This is a genomic window from Pseudoalteromonas ulvae UL12 (assembly GCF_014925405.1).
GTDB classification, from domain to species: domain Bacteria; phylum Pseudomonadota; class Gammaproteobacteria; order Enterobacterales; family Alteromonadaceae; genus Pseudoalteromonas; species Pseudoalteromonas ulvae.
Genome location: NZ_AQHJ01000028.1, coordinates 266,951 through 287,430, shown reverse-complemented (window position 1 = coordinate 287,430; position 20,480 = coordinate 266,951). Strand labels below are relative to the sequence as shown.

General features: G+C 39.0%; 20 protein-coding genes, 11 tRNA genes and 1 pseudogene. 16 read left to right on the top strand and 16 right to left on the bottom strand.

Translation table 11 applies throughout. From position 1 onward, the window contains the following. Window positions 1-273: 273 nt before the first annotated feature. The 14 genes and pseudogenes from PULV_RS11680 (at window position 274) to PULV_RS11615 (ending at window position 12,944) form a co-directional block, all read left to right on the top strand. On the top strand, window positions 274-1,386 hold the full coding sequence (locus PULV_RS11680) for a hypothetical protein (protein WP_193331784.1): 1,113 nt from the start codon (window positions 274-276) through the stop codon (window positions 1,384-1,386). A gap of 467 nt (window positions 1,387-1,853) precedes the next feature. Next, window positions 1,854-3,098: a DEAD/DEAH box helicase gene (locus PULV_RS11675; protein ID WP_193331783.1), complete on the top strand. Its 1,245-nt coding sequence runs from the start codon at window positions 1,854-1,856 to the stop codon at window positions 3,096-3,098. A gap of 225 nt (window positions 3,099-3,323) precedes the next feature. Continuing rightward, window positions 3,324-3,590 carry a helix-turn-helix domain-containing protein gene (locus tag PULV_RS11670; protein WP_227009397.1) on the top strand — a complete coding sequence of 89 codons (267 nt, stop codon included), beginning with the start codon at window positions 3,324-3,326 and terminating at the stop codon, window positions 3,588-3,590. Between the two features lie 511 nt (window positions 3,591-4,101). Beyond that, window positions 4,102-4,248, top strand: a pseudogene (locus PULV_RS22150) (type I restriction endonuclease); the annotation flags it as partial. Between the two features lie 230 nt (window positions 4,249-4,478). Continuing rightward, entirely contained in the window at window positions 4,479-8,156 is a 3,678-nt protein-coding gene (locus tag PULV_RS11660; RefSeq protein ID WP_193331782.1) for a reverse transcriptase domain-containing protein, read from the top strand. Continuing rightward, window positions 8,153-8,614 (top strand): hypothetical protein, encoded by a 462-nt coding sequence (locus PULV_RS11655; RefSeq protein ID WP_193331781.1) that lies wholly within the window; start codon window positions 8,153-8,155, stop codon window positions 8,612-8,614. Before PULV_RS11660 ends, PULV_RS11655 begins: the two co-directional genes overlap by 4 nt. A gap of 340 nt (window positions 8,615-8,954) precedes the next feature. Next, on the top strand, window positions 8,955-9,578 hold the full coding sequence (locus PULV_RS11650; RefSeq protein ID WP_193331780.1) for a hypothetical protein: 624 nt from the start codon (window positions 8,955-8,957) through the stop codon (window positions 9,576-9,578). A gap of 192 nt (window positions 9,579-9,770) precedes the next feature. Then, on the top strand, window positions 9,771-10,322 hold the full coding sequence (locus PULV_RS11645) for a hypothetical protein (protein ID WP_086745122.1): 552 nt from the start codon (window positions 9,771-9,773) through the stop codon (window positions 10,320-10,322). 11 nt (window positions 10,323-10,333) lie between these two features. Then, on the top strand, window positions 10,334-10,717 hold the full coding sequence (locus PULV_RS11640) for a hypothetical protein (protein ID WP_086745121.1): 384 nt from the start codon (window positions 10,334-10,336) through the stop codon (window positions 10,715-10,717). Further along, a complete protein-coding gene (locus tag PULV_RS11635; RefSeq protein WP_193331779.1) occupies window positions 10,710-11,375 on the top strand; it encodes a hypothetical protein in 666 nt (221 codons plus the stop codon). The genes PULV_RS11640 and PULV_RS11635 overlap by 8 nt, the downstream gene beginning before the upstream one ends. A gap of 76 nt (window positions 11,376-11,451) precedes the next feature. Further along, window positions 11,452-12,366 carry a viperin family antiviral radical SAM protein gene (locus PULV_RS11630; RefSeq protein ID WP_193331778.1) on the top strand — a complete coding sequence of 305 codons (915 nt, stop codon included), beginning with the start codon at window positions 11,452-11,454 and terminating at the stop codon, window positions 12,364-12,366. Further along, window positions 12,363-12,596, top strand: coding sequence for a hypothetical protein (locus tag PULV_RS11625; protein ID WP_227009396.1), 234 nt, complete (start codon window positions 12,363-12,365; stop codon window positions 12,594-12,596). Before PULV_RS11630 ends, PULV_RS11625 begins: the two co-directional genes overlap by 4 nt. Window positions 12,597-12,619: 23 nt before the next feature. Further along, entirely contained in the window at window positions 12,620-12,778 is a 159-nt protein-coding gene (locus PULV_RS11620; protein WP_086745118.1) for an alpha-amylase, read from the top strand. A 13-nt stretch (window positions 12,779-12,791) separates the two neighbouring features. Next, window positions 12,792-12,944: a hypothetical protein gene (locus tag PULV_RS11615; RefSeq protein ID WP_176365208.1), complete on the top strand. Its 153-nt coding sequence runs from the start codon at window positions 12,792-12,794 to the stop codon at window positions 12,942-12,944. A gap of 560 nt (window positions 12,945-13,504) precedes the next feature. On the opposite strand, the gene PULV_RS11610 is transcribed toward PULV_RS11615, so the two are convergent. From PULV_RS11610 to PULV_RS11550, 13 genes are all read right to left on the bottom strand, one after another. Beyond that, a tRNA-Val gene (locus tag PULV_RS11610) sits at window positions 13,505-13,581 on the bottom strand. A 26-nt stretch (window positions 13,582-13,607) separates the two neighbouring features. After that, window positions 13,608-13,684, bottom strand: a tRNA-Val gene (locus PULV_RS11605). Between the two features lie 26 nt (window positions 13,685-13,710). Beyond that, window positions 13,711-13,787, bottom strand: a tRNA-Val gene (locus tag PULV_RS11600). Window positions 13,788-13,813: 26 nt separating this feature from the next. Further along, window positions 13,814-13,890: transfer RNA gene (locus PULV_RS11595), tRNA-Val, on the bottom strand. A 26-nt stretch (window positions 13,891-13,916) separates the two neighbouring features. Further along, window positions 13,917-13,993, bottom strand: a tRNA-Val gene (locus PULV_RS11590). A 26-nt stretch (window positions 13,994-14,019) separates the two neighbouring features. Then, window positions 14,020-14,096: transfer RNA gene (locus PULV_RS11585), tRNA-Val, on the bottom strand. A 26-nt stretch (window positions 14,097-14,122) separates the two neighbouring features. Continuing rightward, window positions 14,123-14,199: transfer RNA gene (locus tag PULV_RS11580), tRNA-Val, on the bottom strand. A 26-nt stretch (window positions 14,200-14,225) separates the two neighbouring features. Beyond that, a tRNA-Val gene (locus PULV_RS11575) sits at window positions 14,226-14,302 on the bottom strand. A gap of 26 nt (window positions 14,303-14,328) precedes the next feature. After that, a tRNA-Val gene (locus PULV_RS11570) sits at window positions 14,329-14,405 on the bottom strand. A gap of 26 nt (window positions 14,406-14,431) precedes the next feature. Continuing rightward, window positions 14,432-14,508 (bottom strand) — tRNA-Val (locus PULV_RS11565). A 26-nt stretch (window positions 14,509-14,534) separates the two neighbouring features. After that, window positions 14,535-14,611 (bottom strand) — tRNA-Val (locus tag PULV_RS11560). Between the two features lie 232 nt (window positions 14,612-14,843). Beyond that, window positions 14,844-15,851, bottom strand: coding sequence for a DUF3080 family protein (locus PULV_RS11555; RefSeq protein WP_193331777.1), 1,008 nt, complete (start codon window positions 15,849-15,851; stop codon window positions 14,844-14,846). Further along, window positions 15,835-17,184 carry an MATE family efflux transporter gene (locus PULV_RS11550; RefSeq protein ID WP_193331776.1) on the bottom strand — a complete coding sequence of 450 codons (1,350 nt, stop codon included), beginning with the start codon at window positions 17,182-17,184 and terminating at the stop codon, window positions 15,835-15,837. The genes PULV_RS11555 and PULV_RS11550 overlap by 17 nt, the downstream gene beginning before the upstream one ends. Window positions 17,185-17,253: 69 nt before the next feature. Here PULV_RS11550 and PULV_RS11545 point away from each other — a divergent pair, with 69 nt between their 5' ends. Then, window positions 17,254-17,877 carry a riboflavin synthase subunit alpha gene (locus PULV_RS11545; protein ID WP_193331775.1) on the top strand — a complete coding sequence of 208 codons (624 nt, stop codon included), beginning with the start codon at window positions 17,254-17,256 and terminating at the stop codon, window positions 17,875-17,877. A 51-nt stretch (window positions 17,878-17,928) separates the two neighbouring features. Here PULV_RS11545 and PULV_RS11540 read toward each other — a convergent pair whose 3' ends face one another. Together PULV_RS11540 and PULV_RS11535 are read right to left on the bottom strand one after the other, a co-directional pair. Continuing rightward, entirely contained in the window at window positions 17,929-18,132 is a 204-nt protein-coding gene (locus tag PULV_RS11540) for a CPXCG motif-containing cysteine-rich protein (RefSeq protein ID WP_086745114.1), read from the bottom strand. Between the two features lie 57 nt (window positions 18,133-18,189). After that, the gene (locus PULV_RS11535) at window positions 18,190-19,062 is read right to left on the bottom strand and encodes a fructosamine kinase family protein (RefSeq protein ID WP_193331774.1); all 873 of its coding nucleotides are present in this window, start codon (window positions 19,060-19,062) and stop codon (window positions 18,190-18,192) included. Between the two features lie 213 nt (window positions 19,063-19,275). Between PULV_RS11535 and PULV_RS11530 the strand changes: the two genes are divergently transcribed. Then, window positions 19,276-19,977, top strand: coding sequence for a DUF445 family protein (locus PULV_RS11530; RefSeq protein WP_086745112.1), 702 nt, complete (start codon window positions 19,276-19,278; stop codon window positions 19,975-19,977). Between the two features lie 79 nt (window positions 19,978-20,056). Here PULV_RS11530 and PULV_RS11525 read toward each other — a convergent pair whose 3' ends face one another. Then, window positions 20,057-20,422 (bottom strand): DUF3718 domain-containing protein, encoded by a 366-nt coding sequence (locus PULV_RS11525; RefSeq protein WP_086745111.1) that lies wholly within the window; start codon window positions 20,420-20,422, stop codon window positions 20,057-20,059. Window positions 20,423-20,480: the final 58 nt, after the last annotated feature.

The following is a 20,480-nucleotide window of genomic DNA, read 5'->3' as shown; positions in this document are numbered from 1 at the left end:
GAACACATCATACTAATTGGATGTGTATAGAAACTCGTAGCAACGAGCGGGAGTCAAATAATTGGGCTTTGCAGGGAGGGCAGAATGCGTATTTACACTATTTGTGGTCGGGTTTGTATCTGTAATAATGAGCACGTAAAGTAGCGGGTAGGGTCGCTATCTTTTTGTTTTCTGAATATCTCTTTTTATTACGCGATTGGTTTATGGATATGTTTGTATTGCTCAATAGCGAGTTATTACTTTATCTATTTTTATTTAAAAGGATTTTACTTGATGCCGAATTCTAAAAGTGCCCAAACTCGTAAAAGATCTCGGCTTATTTGGTTAGTGTTTGCGATTTCTTTGTTGGTCATATGTGCATTGGTAATACGCTTTCAATATATTAATTTTAAGAACAAACTCAATGGGTTATCTTTTGAGTTAAGCCCAGTACAAGTCGTTGAGTACAAGCAAGAAGAACATGAGACTGATTTAGAAAAAGTGCATTATGAAAAAGCAACTCTAACTGCAAAGCTATCAAAGCCAACAGACAACCAGCAAGAAAGTTATCGCTGCGACACTTCGGATTTTGCTCTGGAACAACAAACCCAATGGCAGCAACAAATTGAAGCGTTAGATAGCGATTTTCAACCACATCACATTGTGATTAATGATGATGTTAGTGTCACCCTTTATGCAAAAAATTTAACAGCTGAATTTGTTAAGGAGCTGCAAGCAAGGCTTTTTTACGTGTATGAGTTATATGGGAGTCATTTTCATATCAGAGCTGTGCGTAAACTCAACCTGAAAATGATTATGCTGCCAGATCAAGCAAGTTATGACACGTTTGGCTCGATGTTTATCGACAACTATGTGCCAGGTACTTCGCAAGGGCTGTTCTTTCACGGCAGTGATTCTGCGTTTATAAAGTATCAAAATGAACAACAAGCAATAGAAACAGCCCTCCACGAAGCAATCCATGGCCTCAATTTTCATTTAATTGGTGTCATGCCTCTGGCAATCAATGAAGGGTTAGCTGAGTTGTTTTCATCTATGGTCAAAAGTGGTGCCAATCAAGCGACTATTGATTTTGATGAAACAAATGAGCAACTGATGCAACATGAAAGTTTTCAAACCATTGTAAACTCGAAAGAGCAATGGGATGCTAACGATACCTCGCGCTATTATATGAGTGGCAAATTATGGCTGACCTTTTTCTTTATGGAAGAAAAAGGGCTGTTATTACTCAGAGCGTTGCTTCGAGAAGAACGAAAAGAAACCTGTACATTACTAGAGGAAGAGGAAGTGTTAGCGTTAGTCATCGACTTTTATTTAAACTATGAAATTGAGTTTAAAAATTGGTTAAATCATCACTTTTTAGATATCCCCGACAATTTGCGCGATTAAGCCGCAGATCCATACGAATAATGTTTTGAAAATTGATGCTTATCTTTGTATCGCTCCTAGTAGCTGCGACTTTGTGTCGCGACTGCTATTCGGGTTTATTAATTTGACGCTGTTCCAGATTAAACAATTCGCGAGGTAAACCCGTTCCTACAAATGATTAATGGCATGGAAACGCTGTTTATTATCGTCTAGCCCTTGGTAGCAGCGACTTTTTGTCGCGACTGTTATTCGGCTTTATTAATTTGACGCTGTTGCAGATTAAATAATTCGAGGGGTAAACCCGCTCCTCCAAATGATTAATGGCTTGGAACCGATGTTTATTATCGTCTAGCTCTTGGTAGCAGCGACTTTATGTCGCGACAGAGATTATCCGCTTGGATTAACATCCTTTTCAGAAATTATTAGGGCTTGTTGTGCGCATACAGGCATAATAGCGCTCAGTATTGTTACAAAATTAAAGTGAAGATATGTCATTTGACGCGTTAGGTTTAGGAAATGAGTTAGTTCAAGCGGTGACAGAGCAGGGTTATATGACTCCGACACCAATACAGGCTGAAGCAATTCCAGTTGTATTGAGTCAACGAGATGTCATGGCAGTGGCCAATACTGGCACAGGAAAAACAGCTGCTTTTACATTACCTTTGCTGCAGCTGTTATCAACCGGCACAGCAGCCCAAACCAAATCAGTGCGCGCGCTAATTATCACGCCAACCCGAGAGCTGGCGGCACAAGTGGCGAAAAGTGTGGAGCAATACAGTTGTCATTTGGCTATTCGTTCGGCCGCTGTGTTTGGCGGTGTAAGAATTGAACCCCAGATTGCCCAGCTAGCCGAAGGCATTGATTTATTAGTGGCCACTCCTGGCCGCCTGATTGATTTATATAACCAAGACGCCTTATGTTTTGATGAACTTGACGTGTTGGTGTTAGATGAAGCCGATCGCATGTTGGATTTAGGTTTTATTGATGACATAAAACGTATCCAAACTTTATTGCCTAAAAAGCGGCAAACACTGCTCTTTTCTGCAACGTTTTCAGATGAAATCAAAATGTTAACCGAGGGCATGCTTAATGACCCACAGATGGTTGAGGCCAGCCCTGTAAACAGTACCGTTGATACGGTAAAACAGACACTCTATACGGTTGATAAATCGAAAAAAGGTGACGTGTTAATATACTTACTTAAAAAGTATAAATGGCGTCAAGTATTGGTATTTAGTCGAACCAAACAGGGCGCTGATACGCTGGTAGAGCAACTGAACCAAGTAGGGATCAATAGTGCATCAATTCATGCCAATCGAACCCAACATGCTCGCACCCATGCCCTTGATGGATTTAAAAATGGTGAGCTTAGAGTGTTAGTTGCAACCGATATTGCTTCTCGTGGTATCGATGTTCATCAATTACCATGTGTTATTAATGTTGATTTGCCATACGTAGCTGAGGACTATGTGCACCGTATTGGCCGCACCGGCCGTGCTGGAACTGCGGGTTTAGCGATTTCATTATTCAGTAGCGATGAAGCAAAGCAACTGAATGCAATAGAGCGCTTGTTAAATCGCACTTTGCTCCGTGAAATCATCCCAGAATTTGCACCTAAACCACCGACTAAAAAAACCAGTAAGTTCGATGATGATGAGTACGGCAACTTTGAACCCACTCCCGATCCACGCCGCAGCAAAGGTAAATCACAAAAGCGAAAGGGCAAGAGGTAGTTTTACGTGTTCTAGACAATTAATTGCTGGATTTAATCAAACAATTTTGCCAATCATAATGAAAACTGTGCCGCGGGGAAAACTCGCGGTTAGATAAGTCAAAGCAAGACGTAAGCCCAATCTTAACAAGTCATTTCTTTTATCCTGATACTTTTCGTGGTTGTGTTGATCGTATTCGAATATATATTTAGAAATACAAATGTTAGCTATATAGCCAACAAAAATGTGATCGATATAGCTACAAGAAAAGAAATAGGCCAGCAAATAAAGACATGTAGAAAGTCATTAGGCTTTTCACCGCTAATATTCGCTCAGACCACACAAATCAATAAAACCACTATTTCTGAAATCGAAAATGGTCGCTTCACGGGTCCATTTGATATATTTGAACGGCTAATTGATGCTGTTGGTTTACAGTTCCAAATGGCCCCGAAAAAACACTCACTACCTGATTGGGATGAGATTGAAAGCTTGTTTCTAGAGGAGGACTGAAGAAATGTTACCCAATAAGATTACTCAAATCTCAGTTTATGCGGGTGATGGTGAGCTTGAACTGCTTACTTATGGGTCTGTACATCACTATCAGCCAGTTCAAAATAAAAAGCATATATCTATAATGCTAACGAATTTAGCTTGCACATTTATTGGTCTGAATGAGTATAATGTATTGTTTGATAAGATTTAGGCAAGCTAGGCTTGCTGTTAGTGGTCACTTTAATCCACTTTGGGATACGATAAATACACGAGCCATCAACTGTTGTGCTTTTGGTAAGATCTGGAGCATGATCTGAGCAGCTCTTGCCCAACAATCATTTTTTGCTAACACAAAAACCAAATTCTTGTTTGTTACAGACCATTACATTTTATCGTATATCTTTTGCTTCTATTTTTAATTTTGTATAACATCTAAAATTGTAAAATCACTTTAAAATTGATGATTTAACTCACTTTTTCCTCTTGTAGTTACTCAAGTGTGTGTTTGATGTGTAGGGATAGGTTGTTTATGGACAAAAGAAAGCTTAGTGAAACCGATATAATCAGTAAGTTTATTTTACCCGCAGTTAAAACCGCAGGGTGGGGTGACATTACCCAAATACGCCAAGAGGTAAAACTACGTGACGGTAAAGTCATTGGCCGCGGGTATTTAGGTGATGAGTCAATCGTTACTACTATGATAAAATTGAACAATGGTATTTTGAACAAAATGGCATTGTTGTTATCTCCAGTAGAAGAACAGCACCGCATAGTAACCAAAGTTGATGAACTAATGTCACTATGATACCAACTTAAAGCCCGTTTAACTGACGCACAAACCACTAAACTTCACCTAACCGACGCTATCATTGAAAAAGCATTAATTAGAATTGATGCAGGGATGCCATGAAATTAATTAACCCAAAATACCGTACTCTAAAACCAACGATTGAATATCTTGCTGATGAAGTAGTGCTCACTCAAGCTTGGAAAAAAACACATAATTACATTCGTGCATTTAACTGGTATGCAGATACATTGGAGTTAGATGTATCAGCGTTAAATATTGAAGACAATGTAAGTGAATGGAAAAGGCAGATCACTAAGAACAAGCTTAAACCTTTAGAGTTGGTACCTGCTGCAAAAAGTGAAACATGGGTTATTGATCAGGATGGTTGGCATCCTAAAAGTATTGATAAACGAGAAGAAAACCCACCCATAAGACCATTAGCTCACATATCCATTAGAGATCAAACATGGGCTAGTGCTGCTATGTTGTGCCTGGCTGATGCGGTTGAATCAGAGCAAGGTAATTGCAGCGATAAAAATCAGAGTTTTGCACAAGCAAGAAGTAACAAGGTGTATAGCTACGGCAATAGACTGGTATGTGATTGGAAAAACAAAGATCAAGCTTGGTTTCGTTGGGGAAATAGCGATACATACAGAAAGTTTTTTACTGATTATCAAAATTTCTTAAAAAGACCAATGGAGTTAGGACGAAGTGTTTCAAATCAAGCTTCTTCTTCAGAAGAGGTTTACGTTGTTAATTTGGATTTAGCAAAGTTCTACAACACAATCTGTAGAGACTTGCTAAAAGATAGATTAAAAAGAATATCTAAAAAATTTGGTAATCCAGAGTGCACGAGATTTTGGGACGCGTTTAACCGCATTTCAGATTGGAAGTGGGAAAAGCGCGATTTAAAACTAGCTGCCGATTTAAAGCTAGGCAATGTTGAGCAAGGTTTACCGCAGGGGTTAGTATCTGCAGGTTTTTTTGCCAATGCATTTTTAATCGAATTTGATGAAAAGGTGGGTGAATTAATTGGTGGCAAACTAAGCCCTCAAAGTTCGATTTTTGTCCATGATTATTGTCGCTATGTGGATGATGTACGTTTAGTTATAAGTGCTAAAAACGTATCTGTAGGCTTCATAAGGCGTGCTTTAAATAGAAGTATAAATAATCTTTTGAAAAAGTATGGCGGCGCTGATCTTAAACTGAATAATGATAAAACAAAGGTGACTCTTTTTTCAGATTTAGACGATAGTGGCAGTATGTCGAATCGGATTGAAATGGTTCAAGGAGAGCTCAGTGGGCCAGCTGATCGTGATGTTTTAGATTCAGTGACAGGTCTTTTAGAGAGCTTTTTAGATATTGAAGATATAGGTTTACCTCTTTTAAAAAGTTCTCATGATGACTCTGCGTTGTTACAAATAGCTAATTACGATCATGACATTCGACCAGATACATTAAAGCGATTTGCAGCAAATAGGTTAGAAAGCATTGTAAGAAATAAACGCAGAATCAGAAACGCTGATTGTGGAGAAGAACTGTTAGCTAAAAAGTTGATTACAGCTTGGATGAAAGATCCTTCGCTCGCATTAGTGTTGAGAAAGGCAATGGAAATTCACCCAGAAGCTGATTTATTTGAGCCAGTAGTTGAGGCTATTTTTTCTCGTAGTAGTTATGCATATAGCGCAAAAATAAATGACACTATTACAGCGCAAATGATGGATTATTTGCTGGCAGACATATTTAGATGTGGACTTGATTTTATATTGACATTTCAGAAGTTAATCTACCCAAGTTCAATTAAACCAGACTCTGTGATTGATTTGATTGCAAACTATGCATTAGCAGTTATTGCAAGCGCTAATAAAAGTTCTAAATTTGTTGAAAGACAAGCATTAATGTTACTTGCAGCTACTAATAAACCAGTTATCAAAGAAAATGCAAATTCGACTCTCCAAAATGAGCTGCACATTATTTTAGCTGGCGCTCAATCAAAGTTTAAGTATCAACACTGCGCTTTATATGAAATCTCAGCACAAATGACGGGAAAGTTTGATATTTATGCTGCTTCTCTTATTAAGTCAATGTGTGATTTTGACGATGTAAATAAAACTAAGGTGTTGGACGTTTTCGCAAAGAGAGGCGGCCTCTTTTGGAATGCGATATGGAAACAGCTTAAAAAAAGAAAAACTCTTCAAGCGCTTACTAAGAAATTTGACTGGGCAGCTCCTCAATCAAGTGCCCAGCCTAGAGCTAAAAAGCAGCTTTTATCCAAGGTTATTCATTCTGACTCAAATGGGTTTGAGTTTGAGCATGCGCTAATAAAGTTAGCATTAAGTTTATTACAAGCTACTCAACAAAAGAACTTTGTAAATACACCGATACTGGGTGCCACACCGGCTGAAATAGAAATTAAATTGGATACGGTTACAAGTTGGTCTGAGTTGTGGAGACCGTCAGTTAATATTGCTGAATCTAAGCGAAAAGAAACTGTACCATTTAAGGACCCTAGATATGAGTTTCCAGAATGGATAGATAAAGATAGTGAAAGTAAAAAGGTCATTTATTGGATAGGTATTATATTAAGAGCCTCAGTAATTGGTAGTGCAGACTTTACAACTAACAGGTGGAAGCAAGGTGATATCGTCGCTTATAAAGGAGTGAAAACAAGTTGGTTCAAAAGGCGCATGGGTATGATGCATTCGCCTGAGACTTTAACCGGGGAATATTCTACAGTCACAGACTGGTTTTCAGATTTACTAATTCGTTGCTTACAGTGGCCAGGATTCGAATCAACATTTGTGAGTGATTTAGATGTACGCTCTATAGAGTGCTTAGAAACATTTGAATTTTGCTTAAGAAAAAGGTTGAGCTATTTAAATAGTCTTATTTGTCACTCTTCTTCTTTACCTGCATTACCAACGAGAGTTGCAAGACCCAGCAAACGTAACTACTTTAGGATTGCAACAGTTCAGCAGCTTTTGCCTATGTCGTCGGACTTTAATGTTTCCGATCCTGAACTTAATAATCCAGTCTATAGGACTAAGCACCGTGAGCACTTATCTTCGGTTTGTAAATTAACGTTAAAAACTTTAGAAAGTAAAGCACAAGCTCAATGTGAAAAAACTAAACCGTTTGCTGACTTAATTGTTTTTGCAGAATTAGCTGTACATATTGATGATCAAGATCTCATTAAACGACTTGCTGATACAACTGGTGCTATTATTTTTGCCGGATTGGTATTTACTAATCATGAAGGAAAGTTAGTTAATGTAGCTAGGTGGTTTATACCTGATTATAGAGAAAGCGGAAGGCAATGGGTGATTAGAGATCAAGGTAAAGAAAACATGACTCAGGATGAGCTTGGTCTTGGTATTACTGGTTATAGGCCTTGTCAGCACATTTTAGAATTACATGGGTATGATGAAGGGCCTTTCAGAATTAGTGGGGCTATTTGTTATGACGCGACAGATATAAAGCTGGCCGCGGATTTAAGAAATACCACAGATTTATTTGTAGTGGTTGCTCATAACCAAGATGTAAACACCTTCGATAATATGGCTGCTGCTCTTCAATATCATATGTATCAACATATCGTTATTTCTAATATTGGTGAGTTTGGAGGCTCAACGATACAAGCACCTTATAAAGAACGTTATGATCGTTTAATCTCTCATGCTCATGGAAGCAAACAAATATCAATTAGTACTGCAGACATTGACTTAGCAGCTTTCACAAGAAAAATAAAAAAATATAGAGCCGTTAAAACTAAACCAGCAGGAGTAAACAGATGACATGTTTTGAAACAAGTTTTGCCGTTTTATTAAATATTGAGACTTGGAAAAATTGGGTACCAATTATTAGTTTATTTGTGGCAATAGGGGCTTTGTCTATTGCTTTCTGGCAAGTTAAGGTAGGGCGCAATACTTCGGCTTCAGCACAAGCGCATGGAATTTATCAGCAGTATTTAGCACTATGTATCGCTCATCCTAAACTTGCAAGCGGTGACTACGTTGCTAAAGGAGAAAATGATCCTGAATACGCGAAATATACGTGGTTTTTCTCAAGCATGTTATTTGCATTTGAACAATTATTAGAAGCTAAACCAAATGATGATAAGTGGATCGCCACAATTAAGTCACAGCTCGAGAAGCATAAAAATCACCTAGTAAAATCAAGTACAGCAGCGAGTAACCAGTGGCATGAAGATCTAGAGGCGATAATTAAAACAGTGAAAGGAGCAGGTGTTTAAAATTGTTTTTGAATCTTATTAAAGTGGTTAATTTATATGTTTAGACGTTGAATCTGAATTGACGTAATGAACAGTAATCTACAATTTATTAAAAGTGATTGAGGGGGTTGTGCTGATGCATTTTAATTATGTAAAGCTGCATGTGTTTGCTGAGTGAAGATTTTGAATGTGTACTACTAAGAGATGATGGTAATACGGTGTTTACTGTGGCTTTTAATAATGTAAATTGGCGAGAGTTTTATAAATACCTACCTAGCCATGCTGAGACTTTATTTAACCGCAGTGAGAGAATATATAAAGTGCATGTTTTGATAAGAAGAAGGTTACAAAGAAATTAGCCGTGAGAAAGTATTTAAAGCCGATTAGTCCGAAATATATATTGCTCGTTATTATTTTATTCAGTTTTAGCTGTTCGTTATATGCGCAAAGGTATGTGTGGACGGATGGGCAAGGTGTAAAACATAATACAAGTAAACCGCCACCAATTAGTTGCAAAACATCGTCATGTAAAGATATTTTGCTTAACAAAAAGAATAACAATTTTATTGAAATGGCAAAGCTTGCAAAACAAGAGCGAGATTTGTCAGAGCAAGATAATCGTTCAGTTAAAACTCTTGGTGATATTAAACGTTTTCCGGACTTAACAGCCGACATTGCCTACATTACATTTAAATGGGGTGGAAGTGCATGCTCGTCAGTTAGTTATTGGCAGGAAGCAATTGATTTAATAGAAGCTAAGTCAGAGAGCCCATTTCAGCATATAGGTAAACAGTGTAAATATTTAAGGGAGAATACGATAGTGCAAGGGATTTTAGAAAAAGTGACGTACAAAAACACCCAATTTGCGAAGGTGAAAGCCAGTGATGACCAATCTTACTGGATAGAGTTACCAGCATTATTACCTGTGACTTCAAGAACCATGGTTCGGCCCACTCGCTGGGCAACGGATTTAAGGCCGCAATGAAATACAACTGAAATGTTGTATTGTTAATTTGTTGGCTTGCAACTCGTTTTATTTTGGCTTGTTAAGCAGAGCAATAGCCCTAATATATTTAACCCCATGTTTTAAAACATTTAAAACTGGCTTTTGTTTTTAAAACCAGACAAAATACCCCCGTTTATAGATTTAGTTGTACTTTAACTTTCAAGGATGAAGATGAAACCCCTTCTTAATACGCTCGATATAATACTCGGACATTTTGTTCGTGGCCTGATCACCTTTTTTTTATATGTGTTTATTGGTTTGCTGGCCGCTGCTAGCTTGTTGTTAATTCCTATTTCTTTTTTCGAGTATAACTCGGGTATTGCTGACCTTGATTTGGCAGAAATAGGGCTGTTTATTTTGCTGCTTGCTACAGTGTGGCGTTTTTATAATCGTTGTCAGCACGTCGCGCTTACTTGGTGGCAAGGCTTAAAACGTTTTGCATTAGCCGTCGCTGTTGCTGAATTAATTTATACCTTTATCTATTTTCATATTGTGCATTTTGTTATCAGTGAGCAGGGTGAGATAGGGGTTGCGTTTTTTGAACGAAACACTGACTTAGAAATTTTTACTTCGGTTTTGTTTAGTATTGTCGCTATTTACGCAGCGACACCATTACCATCATTAGTTAAAGATAAAGAGCCTGAACTAATTGATGCTCCTCAAAGTTCGTTTAATGATGAACAAGCCCAAACACCCGCCCCAGTGCTGCCACAGTCAATTTGAGAACATTAAACATGAAAAAAAGAATAATAAGTTTAGCGGTTGTGTGTGTATTTCACTTTGGTGATTTAAATGCAAAGGAGCAACTATTTCAATCAGAAGATACTGCGTTTTTACAGTCATCATGTCGTGAAGTGATTGAAATATATAGCCGTAAGCAAGAAGTTGGCAAATATGCGGCTTTACATACATCGATGTCAGAGGCAATGCGAGCGGGATATTGCATTGGTGTACTGCAGCAATATATTAAACATTCTCCATCATGTAAGGATAGGCGTTATAGACGATCGAGTTGGTTTGATTTGGCGCAAGCAATCGTCAAAGTGTCTTTAACGGCTGAACAATCAGACAGAGTGAGAGCGAGTGATTTAATGGAAGAGGCGTATTGTAATGGCTAGTGGTATGACAATACCGGATGCGATTCGCCACCTTTTTGGAATAAACGTTGCCTCTTCAAGTTCGCATATTAAAGATAAAGCGAATTCAATGGTTAGAAATGGCTTGATAAAAGTGATAAAGGAAACAAAGCCGCAACGCAGCCCAACTTATTTAGATATTGGCCAGCAGACAGTACTGTTTAATGCATTATTATTAAATGCTATTTTTTCTGATCCTAAAGATGTAAAAAAGATTTTTGAGGATAAAGCGTTTCGACAACGAGCCGCAGTCATTAGCAAACAGTTATTCGGTCAAAGTAATTCGTTAGTGGGCGTTGCATTGTGTAACCCTTCAGCTAAAGCGTTTGTATCCTCCCTCGAAAGCGACGTAGACCTTTTCACGACTAAACTCCCTAACCCATTTCAGGTGCTGCCACAGTTAGCATTGGGTAAAAATTTAAATTTACTGTCTGCGCTATTGTCACAAGCGGCTTTAATGGATCCCGTTGATAATTTATTACTGGCATATATAAACGGCGATTTAAACAAAGCAATGCTCATTGCAGAACAGCTCCCCTCTGACAATAAAGAAGTTGCTTTATTGGTGCAACATATTCAAAAACAGCAGCAAGAAGCATTAGAATTTAATGACTTGTTAGATATTTTTCAAAAAATTTAAATTTTTTTTAATTAAAAGCTTGTTAGTGCAATGCACTAGGTGAATCTGTATTTGTCAGCAACAAATGGAGATTCACATGACAAATATTCAAGAATTGGTCATCAACTTTCACATGACCGAAGCCTGCAATTATCGCTGTGGCTATTGCTATGCAACCTGGCAAGATAATAGCTCCGATACCGAGTTACACCATGCCTCAGAGAATATTCACTCTTTATTATTAAAGCTTGCAGACTATTTTTTTGCAGATAATAGTCTTCGTCAAACACTTAAGTATCAATCTGTGCGGATTAATTTTGCTGGCGGAGAGCCCGTAATGTTGGGTAGCCGTTTTATCGATGCCATTTTGTTTGCCAAGCAACTGGGCTTTGCTACCTCAATCATAACGAATGGCCATTTGCTCTCAACTGTGATGTTGAAGAAGATTGCTGTTCATCTAGATATGCTTGGTATTAGTTTTGACACTGGCGATTATTTAATAGCGCAAAGTATTGGCCGGGTTGACCGCAAAAAATCGTGGCTCTCACCAGCACGTGTTTTGGATGTTGTCACTCAGTATCGCGCTTTAAACCCTAAAGGGAAGGTAAAGATTAATACTGTTGTTAATGCCTACAATTGGCGCGAAAATTTGACTCAAACTATTACACAGTTAAAGCCTGATAAATGGAAGTTATTGCGTGTATTGCCTGTGTATTCAAAAGAAATGACCGTGTTGCAATGGCAATACGAGTCTTATGTTCATAAGCATCAAGTTCATGCTGATGTGATTGTTGTTGAAGATAACGACGACATGTGGCAATCCTATTTAATGATTAACCCTGAAGGTCGGTTTTATCAAAATGCGGGGGCATGCAAGGGGTTGACTTATAGCCCATCGGTATTGGAAGTAGGGGTTGAAGAAGCTCTTAAGTATATTAATTTTAATGCTGAAGCATTTTCTAAACGCTATCAATCAATTCACTTACCTCTAGCAATGAGCGCGGGTGCATGATGAAAAAATATAGTAAGGATAAAAACATTAATGTGTTGGTTAAGACCTTAGTTAAAAAGAAAGGCTGGCTTGTAAGTTATGGACGCCATCCTATATTGGTTTCGCCCATTGGTAAAAAAATAACTGTACCAAGTAGCCCAAGTGATTATAGAGCTTATAAAAACTTTAAATTAGATATACGCCGATTGCAGGGGCTCGAGCAGCCGCGAGAGTCCCTGAGTCGAAATTAATTTTAATTTTTAAGGAGACTAAAATGTCTAAAAATAATCAACAAAAAGCGAATGATCATAAAGCCAATCAGGCTAATCCTAATAAGGGTAGCGCTGGGACTAATCCGGCTTATCAAAAAGCGCAGGATAATCATTCAAATCAGTTGAACCCTAACAATCAACGCTATCAGGGCGATAAATAATAAGGAGTGAGTCATGCCAGATACATCAACAATGACAGACGATGAATTAGATTTATGGTCTGATATTAACAATCCGAATAATGAGGCAGACATGGACGACTGGGCAGATGCTCACAATCCTAATAATGATCAATATTTAGATAGTGAGGAAGATGATTTAGATTAATAGCCTTATTGATTTATAAAAAAGTTTGGGTCTTTCAACTCAGGCTGTTTAAAAAGGGCTAGATGCGGATCTAGCCCTTTAATTTAGTCAACGTAATGAGTATAAAATTCTAAAGATGAAGTTCCTCGTAATTTGAGCTAGATATTGCCGATATCAAACCATTCGGTTGAAATACCAAAGGGCCCACATAATTCATCTTCGAATTGACTTTGAATTTATTTGTGAAGAAATGCCATATAGCCAATTTAAAAACAATGGTCACGCCTAGTATGAAAAATGGTGTTTACGAACAAAATAGAACAGAAAACCTACTTAAAAATAAACTTCATTCAGAAAGTAGTCATTAAATTCAATAAGGGACAAGGTTGATTGGCACGAAGACACACATTTGGGCACAATCAGAAGATGTTCTAAATTTTCTTATTTTTAACAAAAAGGAAGTGTTCGGTTTTTTGATGTAATTTGAGCTAGCAGTTGAATAAATTTTAATGAGTAGTTATTATTTTGGGCGCAAAGTACGAGGGTAATAACTATATAAGGGTATGAATTTATTTAAGTTTTGGTACAACCGAGTGGATTCGAACCACCGACCCCTACCATGTCAAGGTAGTGCTCTAACCAACTGAGCTACGGTTGTATTGCAGGTTTTAACTCGTGAAGAGTTGGTACGACCGAGTGGATTCGAACCACCGACCCCTACCATGTCAAGGTAGTGCTCTAACCAACTGAGCTACGGTTGTATTGCAGGTTTTAACTCGTGAAGAGTTGGTACGACCGAGTGGATTCGAACCACCGACCCCTACCATGTCAAGGTAGTGCTCTAACCAACTGAGCTACGGTTGTATTGCAGGTTTTAACTCGTGAAGAGTTGGTACGACCGAGTGGATTCGAACCACCGACCCCTACCATGTCAAGGTAGTGCTCTAACCAACTGAGCTACGGTTGTATTGCAGGTTTTAACTCGTGAAGAGTTGGTACGACCGAGTGGATTCGAACCACCGACCCCTACCATGTCAAGGTAGTGCTCTAACCAACTGAGCTACGGTTGTATTGCAGGTTTTAACTCGTGAAGAGTTGGTACGACCGAGTGGATTCGAACCACCGACCCCTACCATGTCAAGGTAGTGCTCTAACCAACTGAGCTACGGTTGTATTGCAGGTTTTAACTCGTGAAGAGTTGGTACGACCGAGTGGATTCGAACCACCGACCCCTACCATGTCAAGGTAGTGCTCTAACCAACTGAGCTACGGTTGTATTGCAGGTTTTAACTCGTGAAGAGTTGGTACGACCGAGTGGATTCGAACCACCGACCCCTACCATGTCAAGGTAGTGCTCTAACCAACTGAGCTACGGTTGTATTGCAGGTTTTAACTCGTGAAGAGTTGGTACGACCGAGTGGATTCGAACCACCGACCCCTACCATGTCAAGGTAGTGCTCTAACCAACTGAGCTACGGTTGTATTGCAGGTTTTAACTCGTGAAGAGTTGGTACGACCGAGTGGATTCGAACCACCGACCCCTACCATGTCAAGGTAGTGCTCTAACCAACTGAGCTACGGTTGTATTGCAGGTTTTAACTCGTGAAGAGTTGGTACGACCGAGTGGATTCGAACCACCGACCCCTACCATGTCAAGGTAGTGCTCTAACCAACTGAGCTACGGTCGTACAATAGTGTCATTAGTAAAACATTCATCCCTGAAGCAACATCCTGTCGGTATCCATACCTCCACTTCGCTTGACTGCGAAGCTGTGCTTCGGTTCAACCTCACCCAACTGAGCTACGGTCGTACTATTTAATCTTGTTCAAGGTGTGTTGTGAACAGGCGCTAATATATAGCGAGTTGTTATCAGGATCAAGCTTGAATTTAATAATTTGATTTGTTTGCCGTTTTTTTATTCATTTCGGTGAAATATTGCATTGTTTAAAGAACGTTTGCCACCACTGAACATGCTGTTTGGCACTGGTGCTGAGTCGTTGTTCTAGGTTTGGCTCAGTTTCGGAACCGATTAACCTGACCAATGCAGGTGAAATTAATTGATTGTGCTCGTTTCGCCAAAGCCTTGTTAGGTAAGGTTCAAGCTGACGAAATTGTTTGGTCAATTGAGCTTGGTAACCTTGTAATTGTTTTAAATAAAATTGGCTAAAAACATTAGCAAAAATGGTGGCTTGCTGATGATTTTTTCCGATTGGACACAAGGTTTGGAGATCAATCTTATCTAGTGACGCTGTGAGTTGCTGATTTAAATGTACCTGCTGCTGCATGCTGGTAATTAATTGACTGGTAAACTGGCTACGATTTAATTGTGCTAACGCTTTTGTTAATTCAGCAGGTTCGATGGTATTAAACAGCTGATTTTTTATTTGTTTATCTAGGTTTGCCAAAGTTGTTAAGGCTTCTAGAGTGTCGTTTAATCCAGCCGCTTCGTTAATATTAAGAGTTTTGCCTAATTTAAACAGGGAGCTAGTTTCTGGCTCTGCCAATAACATGTGTTTAAATTGGCCATATAAATCAGCCCTTTTTTGTTGCTCAATTGCTATTAACTCAGTTTTAATCTGATTAGTAGCTAGTTGTTGAATGCATTCTGGCGCATGTTGGATAAAGTTGATTTGATATTTAATTTGCTCGCTTTGTGGGGCGACTTTTCCAAGCTGTGAGTTATGGTGTGCGATAAACTGACTCAGTTTACAGTGATTGATTTTCCCGAGTTCTAGTAAACTAAAGGTGACAGTTTGCTTTGACTGCCACTGACTTTTTACATGGATAGGTTTTAAGGGTTGCAAAGGCGCAAGTTTAAACTCATGCACATTTTGTAAGCGTGACTGATACGTTTGATAGGTATCAGTGGGTGAATCAGAGCACCCACTGAGTAGTAAACAGGTTAATAGGCTAGTTATAAATCTCATTGTTAATCCGCTTTTTGACGGTGACGAGCATTAATACAGCGGCCACGGTTAGGCCTAATATAATCCCGAGCCAAAATCCGTGAGGGCCCATCGCAGGCACAATCAAGTCTGTTCTACCTAATACGTAGCCTAAACTGAAGCCGATCAGCCAGTAGGAGATGAAGGTGATGTATGAAATGGGTTTTGTGTATTTTAGCCCTCTTAATACGCCATTTGCTGCGACTTGCAGCGCATCGGGTAATTGATAAAAACACGCGAGCACTAATATAGAAGAAGCTAATACGATAACCTCAGCATCATCAGAATAAATGCTACTGATAAAATCACGGCCAAGATAGGTGATAGAGGCTACGATTGCAGAGATGCCGATAGCGAGCATAAAGCTAGTAAAAATGGTTTGCTTCATTTCAGTGAAATTTTGTTGGCCAGCTAAATTCCCAACCCGTATACAAATCGCCATAGAAAGGCTCAGTGGCATCATAAATAGAACGGTTGAAACACTGGCTGCGACTTGGTGGCCCGAGACCACGACCGCCCCCATACTGGCAATAAAGAGTGGAATACATGCAAATAGCGTGACTTCAAAAAAGGTCGCAAGCGAAATAGGGATCCCCATTTTGAACATCACCCACATTGCATTGAGATTGGGTTTCATCGGGTGTTTTAATAAAAAGCGGCCATTAATTTTTTTACTAAAATAAGTATAGGTAATCATGCCTATTGCCATTGCCCAAAAAACCAACGCGGTGGCCACGCCACAGCCTGCACCACCTAGTGCAGGCATGCCAAAATGACCATGAATGAAAATATAATTAGCCGGAATATTAACTGCGAGTCCTAATACACTGATATAGAGTGCCGGTTTAGTGAGTGTCTTACCTTCGGAGACATTTCGAAATGTGCAGAATATAAGATAAGCAGGCAAACCGTATTTGACGAAGTTTATGTAATCTAAACTCATTGCTGCGACAGCGGGTTCCATGTCGATGTAGCTAATGGGAATGCTAATCCAAGTGATCACTATTAGCCCTAAGCACGTTAAAACAAGGGCCAGATAAATTGCTTGGTGTAATTGCTCGCGGATGCTGTGTTGGTCGTTGGCTCCATGGTGGTGTGCAACAATGCCTGTAAGGGCAAGTAAAATACCTTGCAGCGTCAACATGATAGGGATCCACAAGCCTGTTGCTATCGATAAAGCAGCTAAATCAGTGGGACTGACTTGGCCGGCCATGATAGTATCGACCACGCCCATTAGTACCTGAACGACTTGGGCTATAAAAACGGGTAAGGCAAGCTTCAGTAAATATTTGGCTTCCCATGGGCTGAATCTCATGATGATAATAACTGCTCAAAAAAATAAAACGTGATTGTAATCTAAATTGGTTTAGAGAAGGAAAATAAAATGTTTACCGGTATTGTACAAACCAAAGCGTCGGTGGTATCTGTCACGCAAAGTGAAGGAGTTAAACGTTTAGTTTTATCGGTTTCAGGGAAATATTTACAACAACTCGATATTGGTGCCAGTATTGCGATTAATGGCTGTTGCTTGACGGTTGTACATTATGAATTGGGTATGAAAGATGTCGTTGGGCAAGTGCACTTTGATGTCATTGACGAAACGCTGCGTTTAACTAATTTAGGTGAGCTAAAGCAAGGTACTCAAGTTAATTTAGAGCGCTCAGTGACGTTTGGTACGGAACTCGGCGGTCATATTGTCTCTGGGCATATTCATACTACGGCGCAATTACAAGTTGTGAGTCACACAGGTGATAACTGTTATTTTTACCTGACATTAGATCCGCGCTGGTTAAAATATATTCTGCATAAAGGGTTTGTATCAGTAAACGGTGCGAGCTTAACGGTGGGTGAAGTGACCGAAGAAGGTTTTTACTTACATTTAATCCCTGAAACACTCGAAGTGACCAATTTAGGTTTATTATCACAAGGTGATAGGGTCAATATTGAAGTCGACCAACAAACTTATACGATAGTCGAAACCATCGAACGTTATATGAAAAATCGTTAACAAGCTAAACACGTTAATAAAAGCCAATCGCAAGTTGATTGGCTTCAATCATTAAAAGACTTGTTCGTCGTCGCTATCTACATGTAGTTCAATGGTGTTGTGGAGATCATTAATATGCATGTTGAGGTGGATGGGGTTGCAACAAGCTGAACAATCTTCAAAATAATCTTGATCACCACAGGTGGTGTCAATTTCAACAAATACGTGGTGTCCACAGTGCGGACAACTAATTGATTGCATTTTATGGTCTTTCATAAAGCCAACTTAATTGTGCATTTTGCAGTAATCTAAGTGTAGCCTATCTGTCATGTTTTACCTTGCTGCAGTGTGGATTAACTGTGCTATTTTCTCTTTCGCTTCGATTAAATAATGACCTTGAAAAGCATTGGCATGCTGCAAAATATGGTAAAGCTGATAAAAAGGTTTGCGCTGCTCATACGAAGCGCTCAACGGGTAAGAGTGTTGGTAACCCTCATAAAAATCTGCTGGGAACTCACCAAATAATTGGCTCATGGCAATGTCGGCTTCGCGATCACCAAAATAACAGGCTGGATCAAATAAGGCGGGGGTACCGTCAACAAATCCTACATTGCCACGCCATAAATCGCCATGGAGCAAGGAAGGTTGTACGACGTGTGAATGAAGGGTGGCTTTGGTCAGTTCAATAAATTCGTCAATATCACAAAAGTGGAAGTCTTTTTCGGCTAATAATTGTAGTTGCCAGCCAATTCGTTGTTCAGCAAAGAAAATATCCCAATGCTTATGCCAGCGGTTCGTCTGTACGGTTTGACCTAAATAGTTATCGTCTGGCCAGCCATACATGGCTTGTTCATGTTTTTTGTGCATGAGTGCCACTGATTTACCCATTTCAAACCAGTCATTTTCTGCCTGATTAGTTAATGTCAGCCATTCTAAGACAATAAAACTATGGTTAAGCGTTAAGCCATAACATACACAGTCGGGGATAAATAGCGCACTGTGAAGGGTGAGCTCTTTAAGGTTGTAAGCTTCAGCTTCGAATTGTTCGAGTTTTTGTGGTGTATCTATTTTGACAAAAAATTGATGTTTATCATCACCAATTTTAAATGTCATGCTGTTTGAGCTTAAATTTAGCTGCTCTTTATGTGTGATACTAAATGAGATATTTCGTTGTTCGCTAATATGTTTTGAAATTGCGTGCCACATAATCAATTCGCTATTTAGTTTAAGAACAAGTTGGTGTGCAGGAGACACAGCTAAGTATGGCAAAAATAATCAAAACGGATAGTTTTTAAACAGGCTTTTAAATGACTAGCATCTTGTAATTATTAAACAATTATTTATAGATTAACTGCTTGAGATAAAAAGCATGCAACGCGTACAATACAGGCGTTTTGTACGTAACAATGAGAGGCTGCTGTGAATAAAAGCGTTATAACGAATCTGTTAGCCAGTGTATTAGTTTTTATTGGCTATGGGATTGATCATAAAGTGCTATTAACCGTTGGGTTGTTTGCGTTATCTGGCGCGTTTACCAATTGGTTAGCTGTGCACATGTTATTCGAAAAAGTGCCTTTTTTATATGGTTCTGGGGTGATCCCAGCTAAGTTCGAAGAATTTAAAACAGCGATAAAAACGTTGATAATGGAGCAGTTTTTTACTCAAGAGAACATCAATAAATTTATGAGTGAACAAAATGGTCAAGCGCATCATTTTGAATTATCGCCTATTATTGAGCAGATTGATTTAGGTCCAGCATTCGATAATTTAGTTGCAGTGGTTGAGCAATCTCAATTTGGCAGCATGCTCGCGATGTTTGGCGGTTCAGAAGCATTACAACCGATGAAAGAGCCCTTCATCGCTAAAATGAAAACATCCATCATTGATATGTCTCAAACGGATGAATTTAATGAAATGCTCAAAAGCCAACTCGTCAAGCCTGAAGTAATGGGGGATTTACAAGTAAAAGTGGCCAACATTATTGATGCTCGATTAGCTGAGTTGACCCCGCAAATGGTCAAAGAAATGGTTCAGACTATGATTAAAACTCACTTAGGATGGTTAGTTGTTTGGGGTGGGGTATTTGGTGGTCTATTTGGCTTAGTCGCTGGTTTGATTTAATTGTCATTGTCACAGAAATAACAGTGAATAAAGAAAAACCACTTTGATTATTCAAAGTGGTTTTTTTACAGTGATGCATTTAGCGCGAACCTGCAATGACGATATTGTCTTTGTCTAACATGGCTATATCTTTAATTGAAATTGAAGGGGCGTTTTCATATTTCAATAAACGACCTGTGCGATCAAGTTCATACACTTTGGCAAAACTTGCAATTGGCATGCTATTACATTTGACGACTTTGCTGACTGATTTTCGTGTCATCGAGTAGTCGTTGATGCGTTTAATTAAGTTGATTGGCTTATTTGAGGCAACGGCCATGCAAAGTTGTGTACTTGGGCTGCTATCTGCGGCAACAAACTTCTTAGCGTGTGCTTCGCTGGTAAAACTTGCAAGGCAAGCAATTGTGGTGGCGGTAAAACAAATGACTTTAGTGATGGTGTTCATGATACTCGTCCTTTTTGTAAGTTGACGAGTTAAGTATGCATTAAACGATGAGAATTCC